We start from the raw sequence: 18,739 nt of genomic DNA on the forward strand, positions 1-18,739 counted from the left end.
ACGCTCCCGGCCGGGGCCGGTGCTGCGCCGCCGGGAGCGGGGGCGGGTGGGATCGGCGGGAGCGGGCGGGGCGCGAGCGGCCGCGCCACCGGCCGGACACCGCGCGCCCCGGCAGTGCGGTGGCTCAGCGGCTCAGCGGCTCAGCGGCGGGTCCGGCCGGCGAGGAAGGCCAGCGCCGCCTCGGCGGCGTTGGCGCCGCACATCCCGTGCACGCCCGGACCGGGCGGGGTGGCGGCGGAGCAGAGGTAGTGGCCGGGCACCCCGGTGGCGTAGGGGTGCAGGGTGGGCCGGGGGCCGAACAGGAGCCGGCGGACGTCCTCGGCGCCGGTCATGATGTCGCCGCCGACGAAGTTCGGGTTGTCCGCGGCGAACCCGGCCGGAGCGCGGACGGCGAGGCCGACGACGCGCTCCCGGAAGCCGGGGGCGAAGCGCTCGATCTGCCCGACGACCGCCTCGGTGGCATCGCCGTCGTAGCCGTGCGGCACATGGGCGTAGCTCCACACCGGGTGCACGTCGCCCACCGACCGCCCGGGGTCGGCCAGGTACTGCTGGCCGACCAGGACGAACGGCCGGTCCGGCATCCGGCCCGCCGCGACGGCGCGTTCGGTGGCGGCGATCTCCGCGAAGGTGCCGCCGAGGTGGACGGTGCCGGCCCGGCGGGCGGGCCCGGCCGTCCAGGGCACCCCGGCCTGGACGGCGAAGTCGACCTTGAAGGCGCCGGGCCCGTGCCGGAAGCGGCGGTAGGCGCGGGACACCCGGGGCGGCAGCCGGTCGCCGAGGATGCCGGCGACGGCACAGGGCGCGAGGTCGTACAGCACCAGGTCGGCGGGCGGGATCCGGTCCGGGGAGCCGACCCGGACACCGGTCTCGACGGTGCCGCCCAGCTCGGCGAGCAGTGCCACCAGCGCCCGGCTGATCGCCCCCGAGCCGCCCGCCGCGACCGCCCAGCCGTGCCGGTGCCCGGCGGTCAGCAGCCCCAGTCCGACCGCCGCGCTGAGCGGCCGGTCCAGTGGCCGGAACGCGTGCGCCGCCGCGCCGCCGAACAGGGCCCGCGCCCGTTCGCCGCTGAACGTCCGGGCCAGGACGTCGGCCGGGAGCAGCGCGGGCAGTCCGAACCGGGCGAGCCGCAGCGGGTGGCGGGGGGGCCGCGCCAACGGGCGCATCAGGTCGTCGGCGAGCCGGTCGTACCCCGCGACCGGCCCCTCGAACAGCCGCCGCCAGCGCGCGCCGTCCGCCCCGCCGAGCCCGGCGGCGGTCTCGGCGACCGAGCGGTGCAGGACGCCGGCCGTGCCGTCGTCCAGCGGGTGCGCGCAGTCCACCTCGGGCAGCCGGAACTCCAGCCCGAACCGCTCCAGGCCGAGACCCCGCAGGAACGGCGAGCCGGCCGTCATCGGGTGCACGGCCGAGCAGTGGTCGTGCAGCAGCCCCGGCACGACCGCCTCGCCGCTGCGCGCCCCGCCGCCGGCCTCCGCGGCGGCCTCCAGCACCGTCACCCGGACCCCGGCCAGCGCCAGCCGGACGGCGGCGGCGAGCCCGTTCGGCCCGCCGCCGACCACCACCGCGGTACTCATGGGACCAGCATCCCGCACACCCCGGCCGCCGCGCCCGCCGGGCCCGGCCGCGCGGCGGTGCCTGCGCTCCCGGTGCGGAGGAGCGTCAGCCGTCGGTGAGGCTCCGGCGGAGGAGGGGCAGCAGCCGGTCCCAGTGGAGCCGGAGCCCGGCGGGGTCGAAGGCGTCGGTGTCGGACATGGTGAACCCGTGGACGGTGCCGGGGTAGATCTCGGAGGTGTGCACCACGCCCGCGGCCGCGAGCGCCAGGTTGAGCCCGCCGAGCGCCTCCGGCGTCAGGTCGCCCGCCGCGTGGCCGAGGTGGACCTCGGCGGTGATCGCGGAGAGGAGGCGGTGCAGGTCGTCCCCGGTGGCGCCGACGGGTCCGTGGAAGCCGGCGACGGCGGCCACCCGCCCGGGGTGCGCCGCGGCGGTGCGCATCGCCAGGAGGCCGCCGAAGCAGTACCCGGTCACCGCGACCGCTCCGGGCCGCACCTCCGGCCGGCCGGCGAGGAAGGCGAGGAAGTCGTCGGCGTCGCTCAGGACGCGGTCGGGGGTGTGCGCCTCGATCAGCGGCATCAGCCGGGCCAGCAGCGCGGGGCGGGTCCCGGCGTCGATGTGCGCCGGAAGCCCGGTCACCGGCGCCGGGCCGTGCCGGTGGAAGACGTTGGGCACGAGCACGGCGTAACCGTGCCCGGCGAGTTCGCGCGCGAGTTCCCGCAGGGCGGGCCGGTCGCCGAACGCGTCCGGGTACATCAGCACCCCGGGGTGCCGCCCGCCGTCGTCGGGGAGGGCGAGGAAGCCGTCGGCCGGACCGGCCGCGGTGGGGATCTGCACCGTCGAGAGGGGAATGGCGGATCTTCCTTCCTGGGTCCGCTCGGGAACGCCGGTGCCACCGGCGGTTCCCGGCGTGAACGAACGTATGCCGGGGGCCGGCCGGGCGCAATGGCCGGCCGTGCGCAATGGGCGGGCGGCGGGTGCGCCGCGCCCGGCCCCCGGTCTACAGGCAGATCCAGCAGTAGAGGTCCTCGTCCGCCTCCCGGGCGCGGCGGGCGAGCGCGGACAGCTCCTCGACCAGCGGCCGCAGCTCCTCGCCGTCCTCGTCGGACAGTTCGTCCGCCGCCTCGGCCCACCGGTCGCAGACGTCCGGCAGGTCGGCGGCCGGCAGGTCCGCCAGGGTGTCCCGCGCCGTGCGGCCGAGCCGTACGACCCACGGCCCGGTCGCCCAGGGATCGTCCTCGTCGGCCGGGCCCTCGCGGCCGGGCGGGGGCGTGGCCGGCCAGACCGGAGTGGTTCCGGCGAGGTCGGTCCGCCAGGCCACCCGGCGGACGCTGGCGATCAGTTGGCCCAGGACGACGTCCGGGTCCACGCCCTTGGCCTCCACGCCGTCGAACACCGGGTGCGCGCCCCCGACCAGCGGATCGCCCTCGTCGCCTTCGACCGCGGTGACGACGACGGCGTCCCCGGCCGCGCGGAAGTAGTCGGTCAGCACGCCCATGGACGGCTCCTCTGTTCGGTGGTCCCGGTGCACGCACAGTGGATCAGGTGCCACCGACAGCGGAGCGCGCGGGCCTGGGCCACGCCCCCGCGCTGAACGGGTGAACGGCCTCCGGGGAGGCGTTTCGTCCGCGAACCGACGGTGCGGTGCCGTGTAACTTCCGGTGTCGATCGGTCCGTTGCGTCCCGCCGGCCACAACGGTGCCCGGCCCGCGTCCCTCCCCACCCACCCCCCGGAGGACACATCCCCATGCGCTCCCGTAACCTCGCGGCCCTCGCCCTGGCCGCGGCCCTGCTGGCGACCGGCACGGTCGGCGTCCAGAGCGCGTCCGCCGACGCCGCCGAATGCCCCCGCGAGCAGTACCGTCCGACCGCCGACGACCTGGCCAAGTACTACTGCGGCTTCAAGGAGTTGGGCCCGAAGACGCTGCCGGGCAACCTCGGGCACCTGCTCGACGGCTACGCCCGCTTCGGCGGCCTGCGGCCGGGACAGTTCCTCTCCTGGTACCGCGACGGCCTCGACTGGAAGTACCCGGGCGACGACGGCTTCCGCGACGTCGACGGCTCGGTCGACCGGGCCGACACCAGGATCGCGGTGGACACCAGGCTCGACCGCTTCGGTTCCCCGGACGGCCGCTACCTCTCCCGGGCGGGCACCTCGTTCCCGAAGCGGGCCCTCCCGCCGGACAGCCTCAACCCGGTCCCCGGCGCGACGGGGGCGGAGGAGGACAGCTACCACTGCTACGTCGTGCTCAAGCAGTTCGACGCCGAGCAGGGCCGCATCGCCTCCGCCTTCGCCCAGCCCGGCGACGGGGTCCAGCAGTACCTGAACGATCGGCTCAAGCCGGTCGACCTGGGCTCGGACCGCTTCTCCGTCACCAACCTGGTGAAGCACGGCTACCTGGAGGCCAGGAGCAGCGCCACCTGTCTCGACGCCTGACCCGCTCTCCGCCGCGCGGCCCCCGCCCCGCCCGCCCCGCTCAGCCGCCGTCGGCCGGCCCGGCGGGGTGGGCGAGGCGGTGGGCGAGGACGAGGGCGTCGCCCGTGTACACGTGGAGTGTCGTCCCGCCGCCCGGATCCGGCTGTCGGCCGGGCACGGCGGTGAACCCGGCGGCCACCTCGTCGCCCAGCAGGCCGAGTACGGCCGGGTCGACGGCGACCACCACCGGGGGATCCTCCGGCAGGTTCACCGCGAGGGCCGCCCGCCGGATCAGTTCCCGGGTCCACGGTCCGTGGTCGGCCCCGGCCCCGGCTTCGGCCCCGGCCCCGGAGAGGAGGGCCAGGTAGACCGTGGTCCGGCGCCGGACCTGCTGGGCCTCCAGGCGTTCGCACAGGTACGTGATGACGCTCCCGGCGGTCGCGAGGTCGTCGGCCGATCCGTGGACGTGCAGCAGGTGGTCCGGCCCGTCACCCGCCGTCCGGGCGGTTCCGGCCGGGGCGCCCAGGGCGCCGCGCAGGATCGCCGCCACCGTGCGGGCGTGCGCGGGGACACCCACGCTCACGTGGACGGCCAGGTGCACCGACTCCGCCGGCCGGCCGCGCCCGAGCAGCTCGGACAGATCGGCGAGGGCCGTCCGTTCGCCCGTGGTGACGACGGTGCCGGGCCGGTTCCGCTCGCGGTCGATCTCGGACCGGAGGCCGCGCAGGAACCCCGCCGTGCCCGCCGGGTCCTCCTCCCGGCGCAGGGCGGGGAGCACGTCGCGCACCACCCCGGCCAGGTCGGCGAAGCGCCGGCCGCGGGCCAGGAGGGTCGTCAGCGGCGCCGCCAGGGCGAGGGCGGCGCCGGTGCCGGAGTGCAGGGCGGCGTGCCGGATCAGCGGGACCAGGACCGGCCGTTCCGCCTCCAGCCAGGAGAGGACGCCCCCCGAGGGGCGGGAGCGCGTGGCGGAGGGCCCCGGGCCGAGGTCCGCCAGCGCGGCCTCCAGCATCGAGCGGTAGTGCGCGAGCAGGCGGCCGACGGCCTCCGCGCGTTCCCCGGTGTACGCGTTGCCCAGCTCGGTCGCGAGCAGTGCGATGAGCGGACGGAGCCGCCACTGTCCCCAGGTGGGGGCGTCGACGAGATGGGTGAGGGCCAGCCTCCCCAGCAGGTCCTCCGCCGTGGACGCGTCCAGATCGGCGAGGCGGGCCGCGGCCTCGGTGGTCACCACCCGGTGCGGGAAGGCGGCCAGCAGGCGGAACAGACGGGCCTCGCCGTCCGGGAGCTGCCGGACGTGCGAGGCCAGGGCCGCCCGTACGCTCCGGCCCTCGCGGCCGAGTCCGTCGAGGCGGGAGCGGGGGTCGGTCAGCCGGTCGACCAGGGACGCGGGCGGACGGCCGGGGCTGTCGGCCAGCAGGTCGGCGCAGATGGTGAGGGCCAGCGGCAGCCCGTCGCACAGCTCGGCGAGGGCCCGGGCCCGGTCGGGTGCCTCGGCGATGCGCCCGTCGTTCCCCCGGAGCCACCGCAGGCGCTGGTCCAGCAGCGCGACCGAGTCCTCGGTGGAGAGCACACCGACGTCGTACAGCAGTGCGTCGAGCGACAGTGTGCTCCGGGCGCTGACGAGGGCGGTGACGGTGCCGCCCACCGGGAGCAGCGGCCGGACCTGGGCGGCGCTCGCCGCGTTGTCGAGGACCAGCAGGACGGGCCCGTCCTGCCGGGAGAGCGAGATCAGACAGTTCCGGTAGAGGACGAGCCGGTCCTCCGGACCCGTCGGGACGGCCGCCGGTGCGACCCCGAGGGCGCGCAGCAGGACGGTCAGCGCCTGCTGGGCGGTGAGCGGGGAACGCGTGCCGTTGCCCGCCAGATCGAGGTACATGACCCCACCGGGGTACCAGCCGTGCGTCATGACCCGGGCCGCGATCTGGAGGACGAGTTCGGACTTCCCGACGCCGGGAGGGCCGGACACCAGGGCCGTGCGGTAGCCCCGGGCGCCCCGGTCGACGGGCCCCACGAACCTGGTCAGGTCCGCGAGTTCCTTCTCCCGGCCGACGAAGACGCCGGATCTGGGAGGCAGGGGTGTCGTCAGCCCGAACTGGGTGGTCCGGTGCTCCACGGCGCCGGTCCGGCCGGCGGCCCCGTCGGCGGAGCTCCCGGGGGCGTCGTCCCGGGGGTCGGGCGCGGCGGCGCCGTCGGTCAGCGCTGCCGCCACCTCGGCGTCCAGGTCGCGTGCGGCCAGCAGGTCCGGGACGCGCGGCAGCCGCTGGGCCAGACGCCGGAGGGCGCGCTCCTGCTGGGGGTTCCCGGGGTCGTGCATCCCGCCCAGCCGCTTCGTCAGCTCCTCGAACACCTCGTCCTCCCCGAGCGGTCGCACCGGGACGATCCGGGCCACCGGGTGCCGCCAGGAGCCGACCGTCCCGGTGGTGACGACGACGCCGCCCCGGCCGTGCCGGGGGAGGAAGAAGGGGAGCTCGAAGCCGTCCGCCCAGGCCCCCCTCGGCACGCCGTCGAGGACGAGGAGCCAGTCCCGGTGCCGGGCCAGCTGTGCCCACAGCCGGTCGAGCGAGGCCTCGGTGAACGGGGAGCCGTCCGGGGAGAGGGCGTCCCAGAGCTGCCGGAACCTCAGTTCCAGGACGCCGGGCCGGCGCATGTCCACCCAGTGGACGAACGAGTGGCGCGCGCCGTGCTCGCGGACGTACTCCTGGACGAGCCGCCGGCGCCCCGTTCCGTCGGCCCCGGCGAGGACCACCAGGGTCGGCCGGTCCGGCCGGGACTCCTCCGGCCGGCCGGGCGACAGGGCGTCCGCCAGTACCGCCAGTTCGCGGCGCCGGCCGATCACCGCCGGCGGGTCGGGCGGGCTCTTGACGGGCGGCACCGGGGTCAGCAGGTCGCGTCTGAGCACCGGTCGGCCGGGATCGTCCGACGTCTCCGGCAGCCCGGCCTCCTCCGGCGCGCCCGAGGTGCCCGACGCATCCGAGCCGCCCGTGGGGTTCGAAGCGTCCGGCACCCCGGACGGCGTCCGTTCGACCGCCTCGGCGAGCCGCGCCGCCACCTCCTTGTACCGCCCGCCCGCACCCGCCAGCACCGCCACCGCGACCTCCGCGAACGGCAGGCTCTGCTCCGGCAACGGGGCGCCGGCCCCGCCGGCCGTGGCGAGCGCACGGAAGTCCAGCGTCCCGCCGAAGGTCGCCGCGACCCGGCCGGACACCTTGGCGAGGACGTGGGCCAGCACGTGGACGGACTCGGCACGGGTCAGCTCGGCGAGGAGTTCGTCGCGCACCCCGGGCCGGAAGTCGTAGACCTGCTCGTCGGGGTCCTCGGTGGACCCGCCGCGGGGTTCCAGCAGGCCGGAGACGAACAGCTCCGCGAGGTCCGTCTGGCCGGACTCCGGCACGGTGGCCCGCTGGACCAGCCGCATCACCGGCAGGCTCAGCGGTGCCGCCGCCAGGTGGCAGGTCAGCCGGTACGCCGTCGGCGAGCTGCCGGCCCGGAAGCGGGAGACGCGCTCGGCGGGGCCGGTCTGGTCCTCCGCGGGGCCGGTCGGCCGCGGCGGGCGCGGTACGCCGTCGATCGGGGAGGCCAGCATCGGGGTCCAGCCGGAGGCACGGCCGGAGGTGAGTCCGGCCCACGGGGCGAGCCAGTCGGCGGCGACCTCCAGGACGGGCAGCCAGCGGACCCGCGCCCGCTCCTCGGCGCCCCGGGCACCGCGCGGGATCCCTGGGAGCGCGGCCTCCGAGCGGAACTCGGGGATCGGCCGGTTGACGCCGGACGCGCGTGCCTCCACGGGCAGCGTGCGCAGGGCGGTGCGGTGCCACAGGCGCCGGGGCAGCACCTGGAGCACCGCCGTCGGCCGGGCGGTCACGGCGGCGGCCAGGAAGCCGGGCAGCGCGTCCCCGTACCAGGCCGGTCCGACGCCGTCGGTCAGGACGAGCAGGATCCGGCGGCCGGCCGGGTCCTTCAGCGGGCGCGCCCAGTCCGCCGCGGTGGTGGGGCGGGGGGCCGGCCGGCAGCGGCGCAGCCGGCGGAACCGCGCGAGCGTGGGGACCTCCCCGTCGGTGCCGAGCGCCCAGCCGCGGACGTCGGCGAAGGCCCCGTGCCGCTCCAGCAGGGCGTACAGCTCGCCGGCCAGCCGGTACCAGACCGCCATGGTGACGCCGGTGTCCACCAGCAGGTCGACCGAGAACGACGGCCGCCGGCCGGGGCTGTGGACGGGGACGGGGAAGTTCGCCTCGGCGCTGGCCTCGGCGGTCGCCTCCTCGTCGAGGGCCGACCGCCCCGGGGCGTCGACCAGCCGTCGCAGCGGCCGCAGCGCCCGGGCGAGGTCGAGCGAGCCGTCGAGCGCGGTGGGCTGGGTGACCAGGACGGTGTGGCCGCCGCCCGGGCCGCCGTTCCCGGGGCCGGTGGCGCCACCGGCCCCGGGAACACCGCCGTGCTGGTAGAACAAGGCCCGCGGTCCGACGGTCAGCCCGTGCTCCTCCGAGCGGGTCCCGGAACGGTGCGGCGAGGAGTCCGGAAGGGCCTGCTCCGCGGACTGCGCGCCGTCGACGGCCGACGGCTCCCCGCCTCCGGCGGGCGGCGGCACCTCCCCGGGGGCCGGCGCCGGGCCGAGACCGGCCAGTCCCGCGATGTACAGGACGTCCGCGAGGTCGTCCGGCGTCGGAGCCCCGCCGTCCGCGGGGGCGAGCAGACCGGCGAGCGCGGCCCTCAGGCCTTCCTGGGCGGACGGGGTCATGGCCCGCTCAGCTCTCGTTGAGCGGTCGGAGCAGCACGTCGTGGAGGATCGCGTGCCCCGGCTCGCCGTCCGGGACTCCGCGCCGGAGCATCAGCAGCGCGTTGAGCAGCTGGTCGTTGGCCAGCTGCGCGCCCTCGTCCTGCTGGCGGCGGAGGAACTCGGTGATCAGCGCGGCGGTCGCCGGGTGGGCCGCCGCCTTCTTGCCGAGGTGGGCGGCGACCATCGCGGTGAGCCGCTCCGCGTTCGGCGGCGGGATCTCCAGGCGCACGCAGCGCCGCAGCAGCGCGGCGGGGAACTCGCGTTCGCCGTTGCTGGTCAGCATGACCAGCGGGAACTGCGAGCAGCGCACGACACCGCCCTGGACCTCCGCCGTCCCGCCGTGGTCGGCCGTGCCGATCCGCCGGACACCGGAGCCGAGCCGGACCAGCTCCGGGATCTCGAACTCGCCTTCCTCGAAGACGTTCAGCAGGTCGTTCGGCAGGTCTATGTCGCTCTTGTCCATCTCGTCGATCAGGAGCACCCGGGGCGTCCGCCAGGGCAGCAGGGCGGTGCCGAGCGGGCCGAGACGCAGGAAGCTCCCGATGCCGGGGGGCCGTTCCGCGGCGCCGGTCTCCTCGCCCTGCGGGTCCGGGGCCGCCGTGGCTCCGTCCGGTCCGGCCGGCCCGCTCTCGACGGGCGCCGGGTCCGGCTCGCCCTTGGTCGACCGGATCGTCAGTTCCACGGAGGTCACGGCCCGCCGCCCGCCTGGCCGGGCGGGCCCGGTGGGTTCGCCCGGCGGCGTCGCCGGGGGGTTCACCGGGCCGGTCTCCCACTGGAGCCTGGCCTCCCGGTACAGCCCGGCCTCGTGCAGCCGCCCGATCGCGTCGTAGCTGTACAGCCCGTCGCGCAGGGTGGACCGGCTGGTGATCGGCCAGCGCAGCACCGGCCCGAGGCCGAGCTCGCGGGCGACCGCGTAGGCGAGTGTCGACTTGCCGACACCGGGCTTGCCGGTGATGAGCAGCGGGCGCCGCAGGTGCAGGGCGAGGTTGACCAGCTGCACCTCCCGTTCGTCCGCGCGGTAGGCGGCGGCCTGCCGGGTCCGGCCGAGCCGGCGGGCCGTCACGGTCGTGGCCGGCGGCAGTTCCAGGTCGGGGCCGCCCGGGTGGTCGAAGGCGCGCCAGTCGGGCGCCGCGGGGAGTCTGGTGATCGCGTCGTGCGGGACACCGGTGCCCCGGTAGATCCACCAGTCCTCGGCCATGTCTGCTCCTGCCTCGCTGCGGGTCGTCCCGGGCCGGTGGGTCTGGCCGCTCATCCCATCATCCCCGGAAAGGGGCTGTCCTGGTCCGGATCGACACAATTGGGGTCCTCGTAAAGGAGGGTGACGTCGTGTTGCGGATCCGGACCGCGCCCGCGGAGCTTCACGCGGTAGCGGTGGACGGTGTCCGGCAGGTCGGTGAGCCTGGCCGGCGGGTGCTTGCGCAGGGCGTCGAGAAGAGTGCCGGAGCCGCCGGCCACCCGGCGCCAGATCAGCGCGGGCAGCCCGTCGACGTACATCGCGTCGTTCACGGCGTGCTGGACGTCGGTGTGGAGCTGGTCGTACGGCACGTCGAGGCCCAGGCAGGCGAGGGCGGGCCGGTCGTTGAACCAGTCGGCCAGCTTGGCGGTGTCCGTGGGGTCCAGCGGGGGCCAGCCGATCCCGCTCAGCACGTCGGCGGGGTCGGGACCGGCGGCCGGGTCGCCGAGGCCGTCCCACCGCTCCTGCCAGAAGCCCTGGTTGAGGAAGGGGTCGGTGTACCGCTCCAGCGAGCGGACCACCACCGGGTGCAGATGGCCGAGCGGTCGTCCGGTGCTGCCGGGGCACCACCACTCGGCCGGGTGGCCCAGCATCGGGCGGGGGAGCAGGAACTCGACCCGGACCGCCTTTCCGCGGATGTCCCGGGTCAGTTCCGTCCAGCGGGCGAGCGTCTCGCTGCCGACGGTGAGCAGCTTGCTCTCGGAGACCGACTCGGTGGCCGGGAGGCCCTGGACACGCTGGAAGCGTCCCCCGGCGAGCGGCTGGTGGTAGTAGGCGAGACGCAGGCGGTACTGGGCCTCGGGGGCGTGTTCCGGGGTCTCCTCCTCCAGGCGGATCTGGAGGATCAGCCGGTCCGCGGCCGGGGCGGTCTTCGCCGGTCCGGGCTTTCCGAACCTGGCCACGAAGGCCTTCAGCCGTGGGAGGGCGGCGCACCGGGTGGCCTGCTCGTCCTCGCCGAGCGACTCCAGGAAGGCGGTGAGCGGGCCGATGACGTCGGGATCGCGCCGGTCGACGAGGCGCCCCAGGAGTTGCGGCAGGCTCTCCTGACCGGTGAGGTTGCGCAGCCCGCTGGTGTTCGCGGGCACGTGACGGTGCAACCCGGAGAGCGCCGGCAGGCGGTGCAACTCGGCGGCGACCGGGAAGAGCTCGTCGACGAACGCTTCGGGGTCGTGGGTCGTCAGCTGGACGGTCAGGTCCAGCCAGGCCAGGGCGCGGTCGTGCGGTATCAGGAGGGGCAGTGCGGCGCCCAGTGCTTCCAGCGCCGCCACGGGGTCCTCCCGGTTCGCGATGGCGTCGACCAGGTTCCTGACGTGGGTCCGCGCCTCCCCGTGCTCCGTGACGGTGGCGGCGAAGCCGCCCATCCCCGGCGACTGTTCCATCGCGTCGAGGAGCGCCAGCCGGAAGGCCAGCCCGCGCCTGCCGAGGCAGCCGAGCAGGACGTCGGTCAGCAGCTGGTCCGCCTCCCGGGCCCGAGGCCTCGGTGCGGCCGCGGGCCCGCTCACGCCGTTCCCCGGCCGCCGACCGCCCGTTCGACGAGCGGGCGCAGCTTCCTGAGCGCCTGGTCCTCCGGGGCCAGCTCGGCCAGCGCGTCGACGATCGCCCGCAGGGCGTTCGACTCCTCCCAGGGATTGGCCCGTTCCGTCCAGAAGCTCCGGCACCGGGTCACGATGGCGTGCAGGTGCAGCCGCGCGTCGGCGTGCTCGTCCGCTCCGAAGGGGTACGGCAGGCCGAGGATCCGGCCCATGGCCGTCAGCATCGCGAACCGCCCGGCGGAGTTCTGCAGAATCCCGAAGGTCATCAGGACGGTCACCAGCTCACCGTCGGTCGGAGGCGGCCCGGCCGGCGGTGCGGCGGAACCGAAGGCGATGCCGGCCCGGTCGAGCACGGCGGCCAGGGCGGCGGCCGGGGTGTACCAGCCGCCCTCGTCCGCGTCGTAGGACCGGCTGCCCTTGAGCACCCCGCGGACCAGCCCGTCCGGGTCGGCGAGCAGGCTGCCGCTGTGGCCCTTGCGGATGCCGTCACCGCTCACCCTGACGTAGTCGGCGGCCGGGCCGACGACGCGCAGCACGAGGGTGTCGGGCCGGGCGGTGCCCTGGTCCGGGGTCTCGGTGGAGAAGCCGATCGCGGTGAGCCGGGTGTCCGGTTCGGCGCCGCCGGTCGCCAGCCGGACCGTGGGATGGCCGGTCCAGCCGGGGACCGGCAGCAGCGCCAGGTCGGGGAACGGGTGGAAGAGCGTGCCGTCACCGGACTCCGGGAACAGCCGCACGCCCCCGGCCGGGACGGTGCGCGCCCCCGAGGCGTGCCGGAGCACGACCTCGGACGAGTCGCGCCGCGCGTCCAGGAGGACGTGCGCGGCGGTGACGGCGAGGCCGGGCGCCACCAGGAACCCGCAGCCGGCGAACTCGCCGGCGACCTCGACCATGACCGCGCAGGCACGAAGGGCCTCCGCCCCGGCGAGGCCGAGCGGTGCGGTTGCGCTCACTCGGCGCCGGCCGTGCCGGGCAGGGCGGCGGGCTGCGCCGCGGACGGCTGCCGGCGGCGCTCGGCGAGGTCCCAGGAGAGCCGCACGGTGAGCCCGGCCTCCCCGCCGGCCTCGGCGATCACACCGAGCAACTGGCCCGACTTGACCGCGAGTTTGAGGCCGAACTCGACCTCGAAGGAGTCCGGCGAGCCGGCCGCGTCCTGGGCGATGCTCTCGGCCGCCCAGCGGCCCACGCCCTGGACGGTGGCGCGCACCTGGTCGAGGGTCAGTGCGACGGCCTCGCCCAGCTGCCCGGTTGCCCGGCGGGCACCGCCGCCGAGCCGGGCGTCTCCGAAGTCCCGTTTGGGCGGACCGCCGTCCGGCTGCTGGAAGTTCACCTCGCCGATCACCTCGGCCCGGACGGTCGTGCCGTCCCCGAGATCGATCGTCACCGTTTCGGCCATGCGCGCCCGCCCCTGTGGAAAATCCGCCCCGACGATTCATCAGAATACCGTTCCCCCTTGGTGATTCGGGCGGTTCGGCCGAATAGCCCCTTGCGGTCGGCGGGTACGTCCGCCTCGGCGCGTCCGTCCCGGCCCCGGCGGCCGTGACGCACCGGACGCCGCGGTGGTCCCTCAGACGTCGCTCGGCAGCGGCCGCGGGATCCGGGACGGCGGCGGGGTGCGGGGGTGGGCGGGCAGCGGCAGGTCCAGGCAGTCGCCGGAGCCGGCGGGCAGGGCGAGCGCCCCGGCGGCCTCCGGCGGGAGGTCGCGGAGGCCGAGCAGGCCGGCCGAGAGCCGGGCGGTCGCGCGGTGCCAGTCCGGTATCCGCCGCATCAGGGTGTGGCCGGTGCCGACCACGGTGTAGCCGCAGACCCGGGCCCCGGCGGCGCGCCCGCGGGCGGCGAAGGCACGGGTGTCGGCGGGGGAGGTGATCCGGTCGAGGTCGCCGTGCAGCATCAGCACGTCGCGTCCGGCCAGCTGCTCGCAGGGGTCCCCGGCCGGGCACCACGGGGCCAGCGCGACGACGCCGGTGACCGCCGGGTGGCCGGCGGCGCGCAGGGCGGCGCGTCCGCCCATCGAGTGCCCGACCAGGACGGTCGGCACCGGACCCAGCTCCTCGGCCAGGGCGTCGAGCGCGGCGACGGCGTCCCGGGCGGCGTCGGCCCGCTCGCCGTTCCAGCCCCGGTGGCGGTAGCGCACGGTGCCGACCGCGACGTCCGCGCCCGCGGTCTCGCGGCGCAGGGCGTGCACGAAGCCGGCCATCCGGAGTCCGGCCAGGTTGAGCGGACCGGGCCGGTCGAGGTCGTGCTCCTTGCCGCCGTGCAGGACCAGGACCGCGGCGCCGGGCCGCTCCGGCCGCCCGCGCCAGACCAGGGCCCGGTGGTCGCCCGTACCGTTGTCGCTCACGTTGTCCCGCCTCCCGCCCGCCGTCCGGGGCCGTGCCGCCGACGGCCGGTCCGTGCCGTCCGTGCCGTCCGTGCCGTCCGTGCCGTCCGGACGGTCCCTGGACCGCCACTGTAGTTGCAGGCCGCGCGGGGCGGGGATGCCCCGGTGGCCTGAGCGGCTTCACCCGGGGAGGCCAGTGCCGGCCGCCGGGGAGTGCGGGCTCCCCGGGCCCCTGCTATCCACGAAGGGTGGGGGGTCGCCGCGCCGCTCCCGGCGCAGCGTCGCCGAGTGGAGGACTCCGTGGCTCAGCAGCTCGCACTGTCCGTCGACTTCGGCTCGGGCTTCACCGAGGCCTGGTCGAAGGTCGCCAAGTTCATTCCCCAGTTCATCGCCTTCCTGGCGATCCTGGTCATCGGCTGGATCGTCGCCAAGTTCATCGCCCGGGTGCTGGACCGCGTACTGCGCCGGATCGGCTCGGAGCGGGTGTCCGAGCGGTCCGGCATCGCCCGCCACCTGGAGGGTTCGAAGTACGACCTGACCGGGATCGTCAGCAAGATCGTCTACTACGCGATCCTGCTGATGGCCCTCCAGCTGGCGTTCGGCGTCTTCGGCCCGAACCCGATCAGCGTGATGATCAACGGGATCGTCGCCTGGCTGCCCCGGGGCATCGTCGCGGTCGTCATCGTGGTCGTCGCGATGGCCATCGCCAACGCCGTGCGCGACATCGTGCGCAACGCGCTGTCCGGCGCCTCGTACGGCCGGACGGTGGCCACCATCGCCTGGGCGTTCATCGTGCTGCTGGGCGTCGTCGCGGCGCTCGGCCAGGCGGGGATCGCGACCGCGATCACCGGCCCGGTGCTGATCGCCGTGCTGGCCTCGATCGCCGGCATCCTGGTGGTCGGCGTGGGCGGCGGCCTGATCATCCCGATGCGCCAGCGCTGGGAGCGCTGGCTGGACAGCGCCGAGCAGGAGACCGCCAAGCTGCGCGGCAGCGCCTACCAGGCGGGCCGGTCGGACGCGCTGGCGAACCAGCCGGCCCGGCCGGCCGCCCCGGCGGCCCCGCCGCAGGCCCCCGGCATCGACCCGGGCCGGCCGGGCGAGCAGCCGGGCTGACCGCGGCGGTCCGCGCCGCGCCGCGGGTCAGGCCGCGAGCAGGCCGTTCTGCCGGACCAGCCAGCAGATCGCCGTCAGCCGGTGCACCGCGTAGTCGTACCCGACCGGTTCGCGCCAGCCGATCTCGGCGAGGGCGTCGAGGAAGCCCAGCGCGTAGTCCGACAACTCCTCACGGTCCAGGGGCCGGGGCAGCAGCTCCGGCCCCTGGGCGTACAGCAGCTCGCGCAGCTCCGCGGCGTGCTGGTCGACCGTCGCGGTGAAACCGGGTTCGAAGGCGAACTCGGCGAGCCGGGGGGTGAAGGCGGCGACGATCCCGGGCAGCGGACAGCCGGCCGGCCGGTTGCGCGGATCGGGGGAGTCGTCGGGGGATCCCCGGTGCGACTCGTCGGGCGTGGCGAACATCCGTCCACGGTAGGCGAGCGCCGCACCGGGTTCGGCCGTCCGGGCTGAGACCTTGGCCACGCCCCGGCCCCGGGCGCCTCGGGTGCGGACGGGTCCGAACCGGTTCGCCGGAGCCGTCGCGGACGGCGGCCCGGCCGTACCAGAATGGCCGGTATGGATCTTCGCATCTTCACCGAACCCCAGCAGGGCGCGAGCTACGACACCCTGCTCCGGGTGGCCCGCACCGCCGAGGAGCTCGGCGCCTTCAGCGCCTTCTTCCGCTCCGACCACTACCTGAGCATGGGCGGGGCCGACGGCCTGCCGGGCCCGACCGACGCCTGGATCACCCTGGCCGGCCTGGCCCGCGAGACCAGCACCATCCGCCTCGGCACCCTGATGACCGCCGCCACCTTCCGGCTGCCCGGCGTGCTCGCCATCCAGGTCGCCCAGGTCGACGCGATGAGCGGCGGCCGGGTCGAGTTCGGCCTGGGCGCGGGCTGGTACGAGCAGGAGCACACCGCCTACGGCATCCCCTTCCCGAAGGAGAGGTTCGGGCGGCTGGAGGAGCAGCTGGAGATCATCACCGGCCTCTGGGGCACCGCGCCGGGCGAGACCTTCGACTTCGCCGGCGAGCACTACCGGCTGAGCGGGTCGCCCGCGCTGCCCAAGCCGGCCCAGACGAGGATCCCGGTGCTGATCGGCGGCTCGGGACCGGTCCGCACCCCGGCGCTGGCCGCCCGGTTCGCCGACGAGTTCAACCTGCCGTTCGCCTCGCTGGAGGACACCGGGGCCCAGTTCGGCCGGGTCCGCGCGGCCGCCGAGAAGGCGGGCCGCCGGGCCGGGGACCTCGTGTACTCCAGCGCCCTGGTCGCCTGCGTGGGCCGGGACGACGCCGAGGTGGCCCGCCGGGCCGCGGCGATCGGCCGCGAGGCCGACGAGCTGAGGGCCAACGGCCTGGCCGGGACCCCGGACGAGGTCGTGGAGAAGATCGGCCGCTACGCCGCCGTCGGCACCGAGCGGATCTACCTGCAGATCCTGGACCTCGACGACCTCGACCACCTGGAGCTGATCGCCTCCCGGGTCGCCCCGCAGCTCGGCTGAGCGGCTCCCGGAACGCCGGGGGAGGGGGTCCCGGCAGGCGCTCCCGGGGCTGCTCCTGTAACGGTCCCGGTGCGTTTCTGTGACGTTCCTGGAGCGGTTGGGGACTCGGCCCGGACCCGGTCTGACCACTAGTCTTTACTCTCTCTTGAAGGGGGAAGGCTCTTCGGGGGGCGGGTCCGGGAGATCCCGGGCCGGCGGGGGAGGCAGGGGGAGTTTCGATGGCGGACGCGCAGGACGTGCAGGACGTGCGGGTCTCCGGGGCGGTCCTCGACCGGGCGGCCGCCGGGCGGACGGTCCCGGTGCCCCGCTCCGGCCGGTCCGGAGGCGCGCCGGACCCGGCCGCGGGCGCACTGCGCCCGCGCGGCCTCCAGGACCTGCGGCGGACCCGGAACGACCGCGGCGCCCGCCCGGCCGCGCTGCACTACCCACCGGCCGACCTGCTGGTGATCTCCGGGCTGCCGGGCAGCGGCAAGAGCACCCTGATGCGCCGCTGCGTGCGCACGCCGGTCGTCGACTCCCAGCTGGTCCGCGAGGAGTACGCGGCCCGGCTGCCGTCCTGGCTCCCCTACGCCGTCTACCGCCCGCTGGTGCGGATCGCGCACTACCGGCGGCTGCGCCGCGCGGTGCTCGCGGGCGGGCCGCTCGCCGTGCACGACTGCGGGGCGGTGCCCTACGTGCGGCGGTGGCTGGCCCGGGAGGCGGAGCGGCAGGGGCGCCGGGTGCACCTGATCCTGCTGGACGCGAGCGCCGAGGAGGCCCGTGACGGGCAGCGCTCCCGCGGGCAGGCCGTCTCCGCGTACGCGTTCGCCCGGCACCGGGACGCCGCCCGGCGGCTGCGCCGTCGGCTGGCCGGTACGGGGCGCCCGCCCGCCGGGTGTGCGTCGGCCGTGGTACTCGACCGGGCCGGTGCGCGCGCCCTGCGGGAGATCGTCTTCGTGGCGTCGTAGTCTCGGCGAGGCGGTCCGGGCGCCCGGTTCATCCCGTTCGTCCTGCCCGCCGGTCGCCGCGCCGTTCCGCGGGGCAGACGGGGTGTCACGTTTCGGACAGGCCGGGGCCGGTACTGTGCGCATGTGCGCGACGGGAAATGCTCGATGTGCGGCACGGTTGCGCCGCTCAAACTTCCGGATTTTGTCCGATTTGTCGTCAGAGGTTCCAGGCCGGAACGAGTCTGACGCGTACACGCGGCCCTGCGTAGCCTGAGGCTCGGCGGCCCCCCTCGACCGCCGTCCCCCACCACCCTCCCCTGGAGCGCAGATGCGTCGTTCCGCCCGTGTCCCCTCGCGTGTCACCAGCAGGTTCCTCGGCGCGGCGGCCGTCGTCGCCGCCCTCGGCCTCACCCAGTTCGCGGCGCCCACCGCGTTCACCGCCGCCGGTGCGCCCGCCCAGGGCCCGGCCGCCACCGCGTGCACCGGCGACGCGGCCCACGACGGCGCCGCCCACGACGGCGCCGGGGACGGTGCCGCCCGCAAGCCCGCCGGCAGCCCCGGAAGCCAGGAGCCCAACGCCGTCACCGACAAGCAGGCGAAGGCGATGGACGCGGACCTCCAGGCCCGGCTCGTCCAGCTGGCCCAGTCGCCCCAGAACAACGTCCTCCAGGCCCCCGGTGCGCTGGCCGCCGTCACGACCGTTCCGGTGTACGTGCACGTCGTCCACTCCGGGACCACCGGCAAGCTGGCCGCCGCCACCGTCGCCCGGCAGATCGACGTCCTCAACGCCGCGTACAGCGGCCAGGGGTCCGGCAACACCGCGAGCCAGTTCCGCTTCCAGCTGGTCGCCACCGACTACACCGACAACGCCACCTGGTACAACGGCGTCAGCCCGGGCTCCAGTGCCGAGAAGGCGATGAAGCGCACCCTGCGCAAGGGCGGCGCCAACGCCCTCAACCTCTACAGCGCCAAGCTCGGCCAGTCGCTGCTCGGCTGGGCGACCTTCCCCAGCTCCTACGGGAGCAACCCGACCGACGACGGCGTGGTCATCCTCGACTCCTCGTTCCCGGGCGGCTCCGCCACCAACTACAACGAGGGCGACACCGGCACCCACGAGGTCGGCCACTGGTTGGGGCTGTACCACACCTTCCAGGGCGGCTGCTCCGGCCAGGGCGACTACGTCGCCGACACCCCGGCCGAGCAGAGCGCCGCCTACCAGTGCCCGGCCGGCCGGGACACCTGCACGACCGCGGGCGTCGACCCGATCCACAACTTCATGGACTACACCTACGACTCCTGCATGACCCAGTTCACCCCGGGTCAGGTCGCCCGGATGGCCAACTCCTGGGCCGCCTACCGGGCCTGACGGCCCCGGGTCCGGCTCCCGGACCCCGGATACCGGCGGG

15 protein-coding genes are annotated in these 18,739 nt (G+C 76.0%); 5 read left to right on the forward strand and 10 right to left on the reverse strand.

Annotated features, from left to right (window positions below):
• Positions 1-140: 140 nt before the first annotated feature.
• The 3 genes from ACFCX4_RS10410 to ACFCX4_RS10420 form a co-directional block, all read right to left on the reverse strand.
• Positions 141-1,571, reverse strand: coding sequence for a phytoene desaturase family protein (locus ACFCX4_RS10410; RefSeq protein WP_376140444.1), 1,431 nt, complete (start codon positions 1,569-1,571; stop codon positions 141-143).
• 85 nt (positions 1,572-1,656) lie between these two features.
• Positions 1,657-2,385 carry a dienelactone hydrolase family protein gene (locus ACFCX4_RS10415; RefSeq protein ID WP_376140446.1) on the reverse strand — a complete coding sequence of 243 codons (729 nt, stop codon included), beginning with the start codon at positions 2,383-2,385 and terminating at the stop codon, positions 1,657-1,659.
• A 163-nt stretch (positions 2,386-2,548) separates the two neighbouring features.
• Positions 2,549-3,046: a hypothetical protein gene (locus tag ACFCX4_RS10420; RefSeq protein ID WP_376140448.1), complete on the reverse strand. Its 498-nt coding sequence runs from the start codon at positions 3,044-3,046 to the stop codon at positions 2,549-2,551.
• A 249-nt stretch (positions 3,047-3,295) separates the two neighbouring features.
• On the opposite strand from ACFCX4_RS10420, the gene ACFCX4_RS10425 reads away from it, so the two are divergent.
• A complete protein-coding gene (locus ACFCX4_RS10425) occupies positions 3,296-3,985 on the forward strand; it encodes a TNT domain-containing protein (RefSeq protein ID WP_376140450.1) in 690 nt (229 codons plus the stop codon).
• Between the two features lie 40 nt (positions 3,986-4,025).
• On the opposite strand, the gene ACFCX4_RS10430 is transcribed toward ACFCX4_RS10425, so the two are convergent.
• The 6 genes from ACFCX4_RS10430 to ACFCX4_RS10455 form a co-directional block, all read right to left on the reverse strand.
• Complete coding sequence (locus tag ACFCX4_RS10430; protein ID WP_376140452.1) at positions 4,026-8,690, reverse strand: SAV_2336 N-terminal domain-related protein; 4,665 nt, start codon at positions 8,688-8,690, stop codon at positions 4,026-4,028.
• 7 nt (positions 8,691-8,697) lie between these two features.
• Positions 8,698-9,981 carry an AAA family ATPase gene (locus tag ACFCX4_RS10435; RefSeq protein WP_376140454.1) on the reverse strand — a complete coding sequence of 428 codons (1,284 nt, stop codon included), beginning with the start codon at positions 9,979-9,981 and terminating at the stop codon, positions 8,698-8,700.
• A complete protein-coding gene (locus tag ACFCX4_RS10440) occupies positions 9,978-11,465 on the reverse strand; it encodes a hypothetical protein (protein WP_376140457.1) in 1,488 nt (495 codons plus the stop codon). Before ACFCX4_RS10440 ends, ACFCX4_RS10435 begins: the two co-directional genes overlap by 4 nt.
• Positions 11,462-12,445, reverse strand: a complete 984-nt coding sequence (locus ACFCX4_RS10445) for a trypsin-like peptidase domain-containing protein (RefSeq protein ID WP_376140459.1) — start codon at positions 12,443-12,445, stop codon at positions 11,462-11,464. The genes ACFCX4_RS10440 and ACFCX4_RS10445 overlap by 4 nt, the downstream gene beginning before the upstream one ends.
• Positions 12,442-12,888: a CU044_2847 family protein gene (locus tag ACFCX4_RS10450; RefSeq protein WP_376140461.1), complete on the reverse strand. Its 447-nt coding sequence runs from the start codon at positions 12,886-12,888 to the stop codon at positions 12,442-12,444. The genes ACFCX4_RS10445 and ACFCX4_RS10450 overlap by 4 nt, the downstream gene beginning before the upstream one ends.
• Positions 12,889-13,059: 171 nt before the next feature.
• Positions 13,060-13,833 (reverse strand): alpha/beta hydrolase, encoded by a 774-nt coding sequence (locus ACFCX4_RS10455; protein ID WP_376140463.1) that lies wholly within the window; start codon positions 13,831-13,833, stop codon positions 13,060-13,062.
• Between the two features lie 279 nt (positions 13,834-14,112).
• Here ACFCX4_RS10455 and ACFCX4_RS10460 point away from each other — a divergent pair, with 279 nt between their 5' ends.
• Complete coding sequence (locus ACFCX4_RS10460) at positions 14,113-14,925, forward strand: hypothetical protein (protein ID WP_376140465.1); 813 nt, start codon at positions 14,113-14,115, stop codon at positions 14,923-14,925.
• A 27-nt stretch (positions 14,926-14,952) separates the two neighbouring features.
• Here the strand turns inward: ACFCX4_RS10460 and ACFCX4_RS10465 are convergent, their stop codons facing one another.
• On the reverse strand, positions 14,953-15,327 hold the full coding sequence (locus tag ACFCX4_RS10465; RefSeq protein ID WP_376140467.1) for a DUF6401 family natural product biosynthesis protein: 375 nt from the start codon (positions 15,325-15,327) through the stop codon (positions 14,953-14,955).
• A gap of 153 nt (positions 15,328-15,480) precedes the next feature.
• Between ACFCX4_RS10465 and ACFCX4_RS10470 the strand changes: the two genes are divergently transcribed.
• From ACFCX4_RS10470 to ACFCX4_RS10480, 3 genes are all read left to right on the forward strand, one after another.
• Positions 15,481-16,407, forward strand: a complete 927-nt coding sequence (locus ACFCX4_RS10470) for an LLM class F420-dependent oxidoreductase (protein ID WP_376140469.1) — start codon at positions 15,481-15,483, stop codon at positions 16,405-16,407.
• A gap of 218 nt (positions 16,408-16,625) precedes the next feature.
• Entirely contained in the window at positions 16,626-17,354 is a 729-nt protein-coding gene (locus tag ACFCX4_RS10475) for an AAA family ATPase (RefSeq protein ID WP_376140471.1), read from the forward strand.
• Between the two features lie 307 nt (positions 17,355-17,661).
• Positions 17,662-18,699: a zinc metalloprotease gene (locus ACFCX4_RS10480; protein WP_376140473.1), complete on the forward strand. Its 1,038-nt coding sequence runs from the start codon at positions 17,662-17,664 to the stop codon at positions 18,697-18,699.
• Positions 18,700-18,739 lie beyond the last annotated feature (40 nt).

This window comes from Kitasatospora sp. NPDC056327 (assembly GCF_042261735.1).
In the GTDB taxonomy this organism is placed as follows: domain Bacteria; phylum Actinomycetota; class Actinomycetes; order Streptomycetales; family Streptomycetaceae; genus Kitasatospora.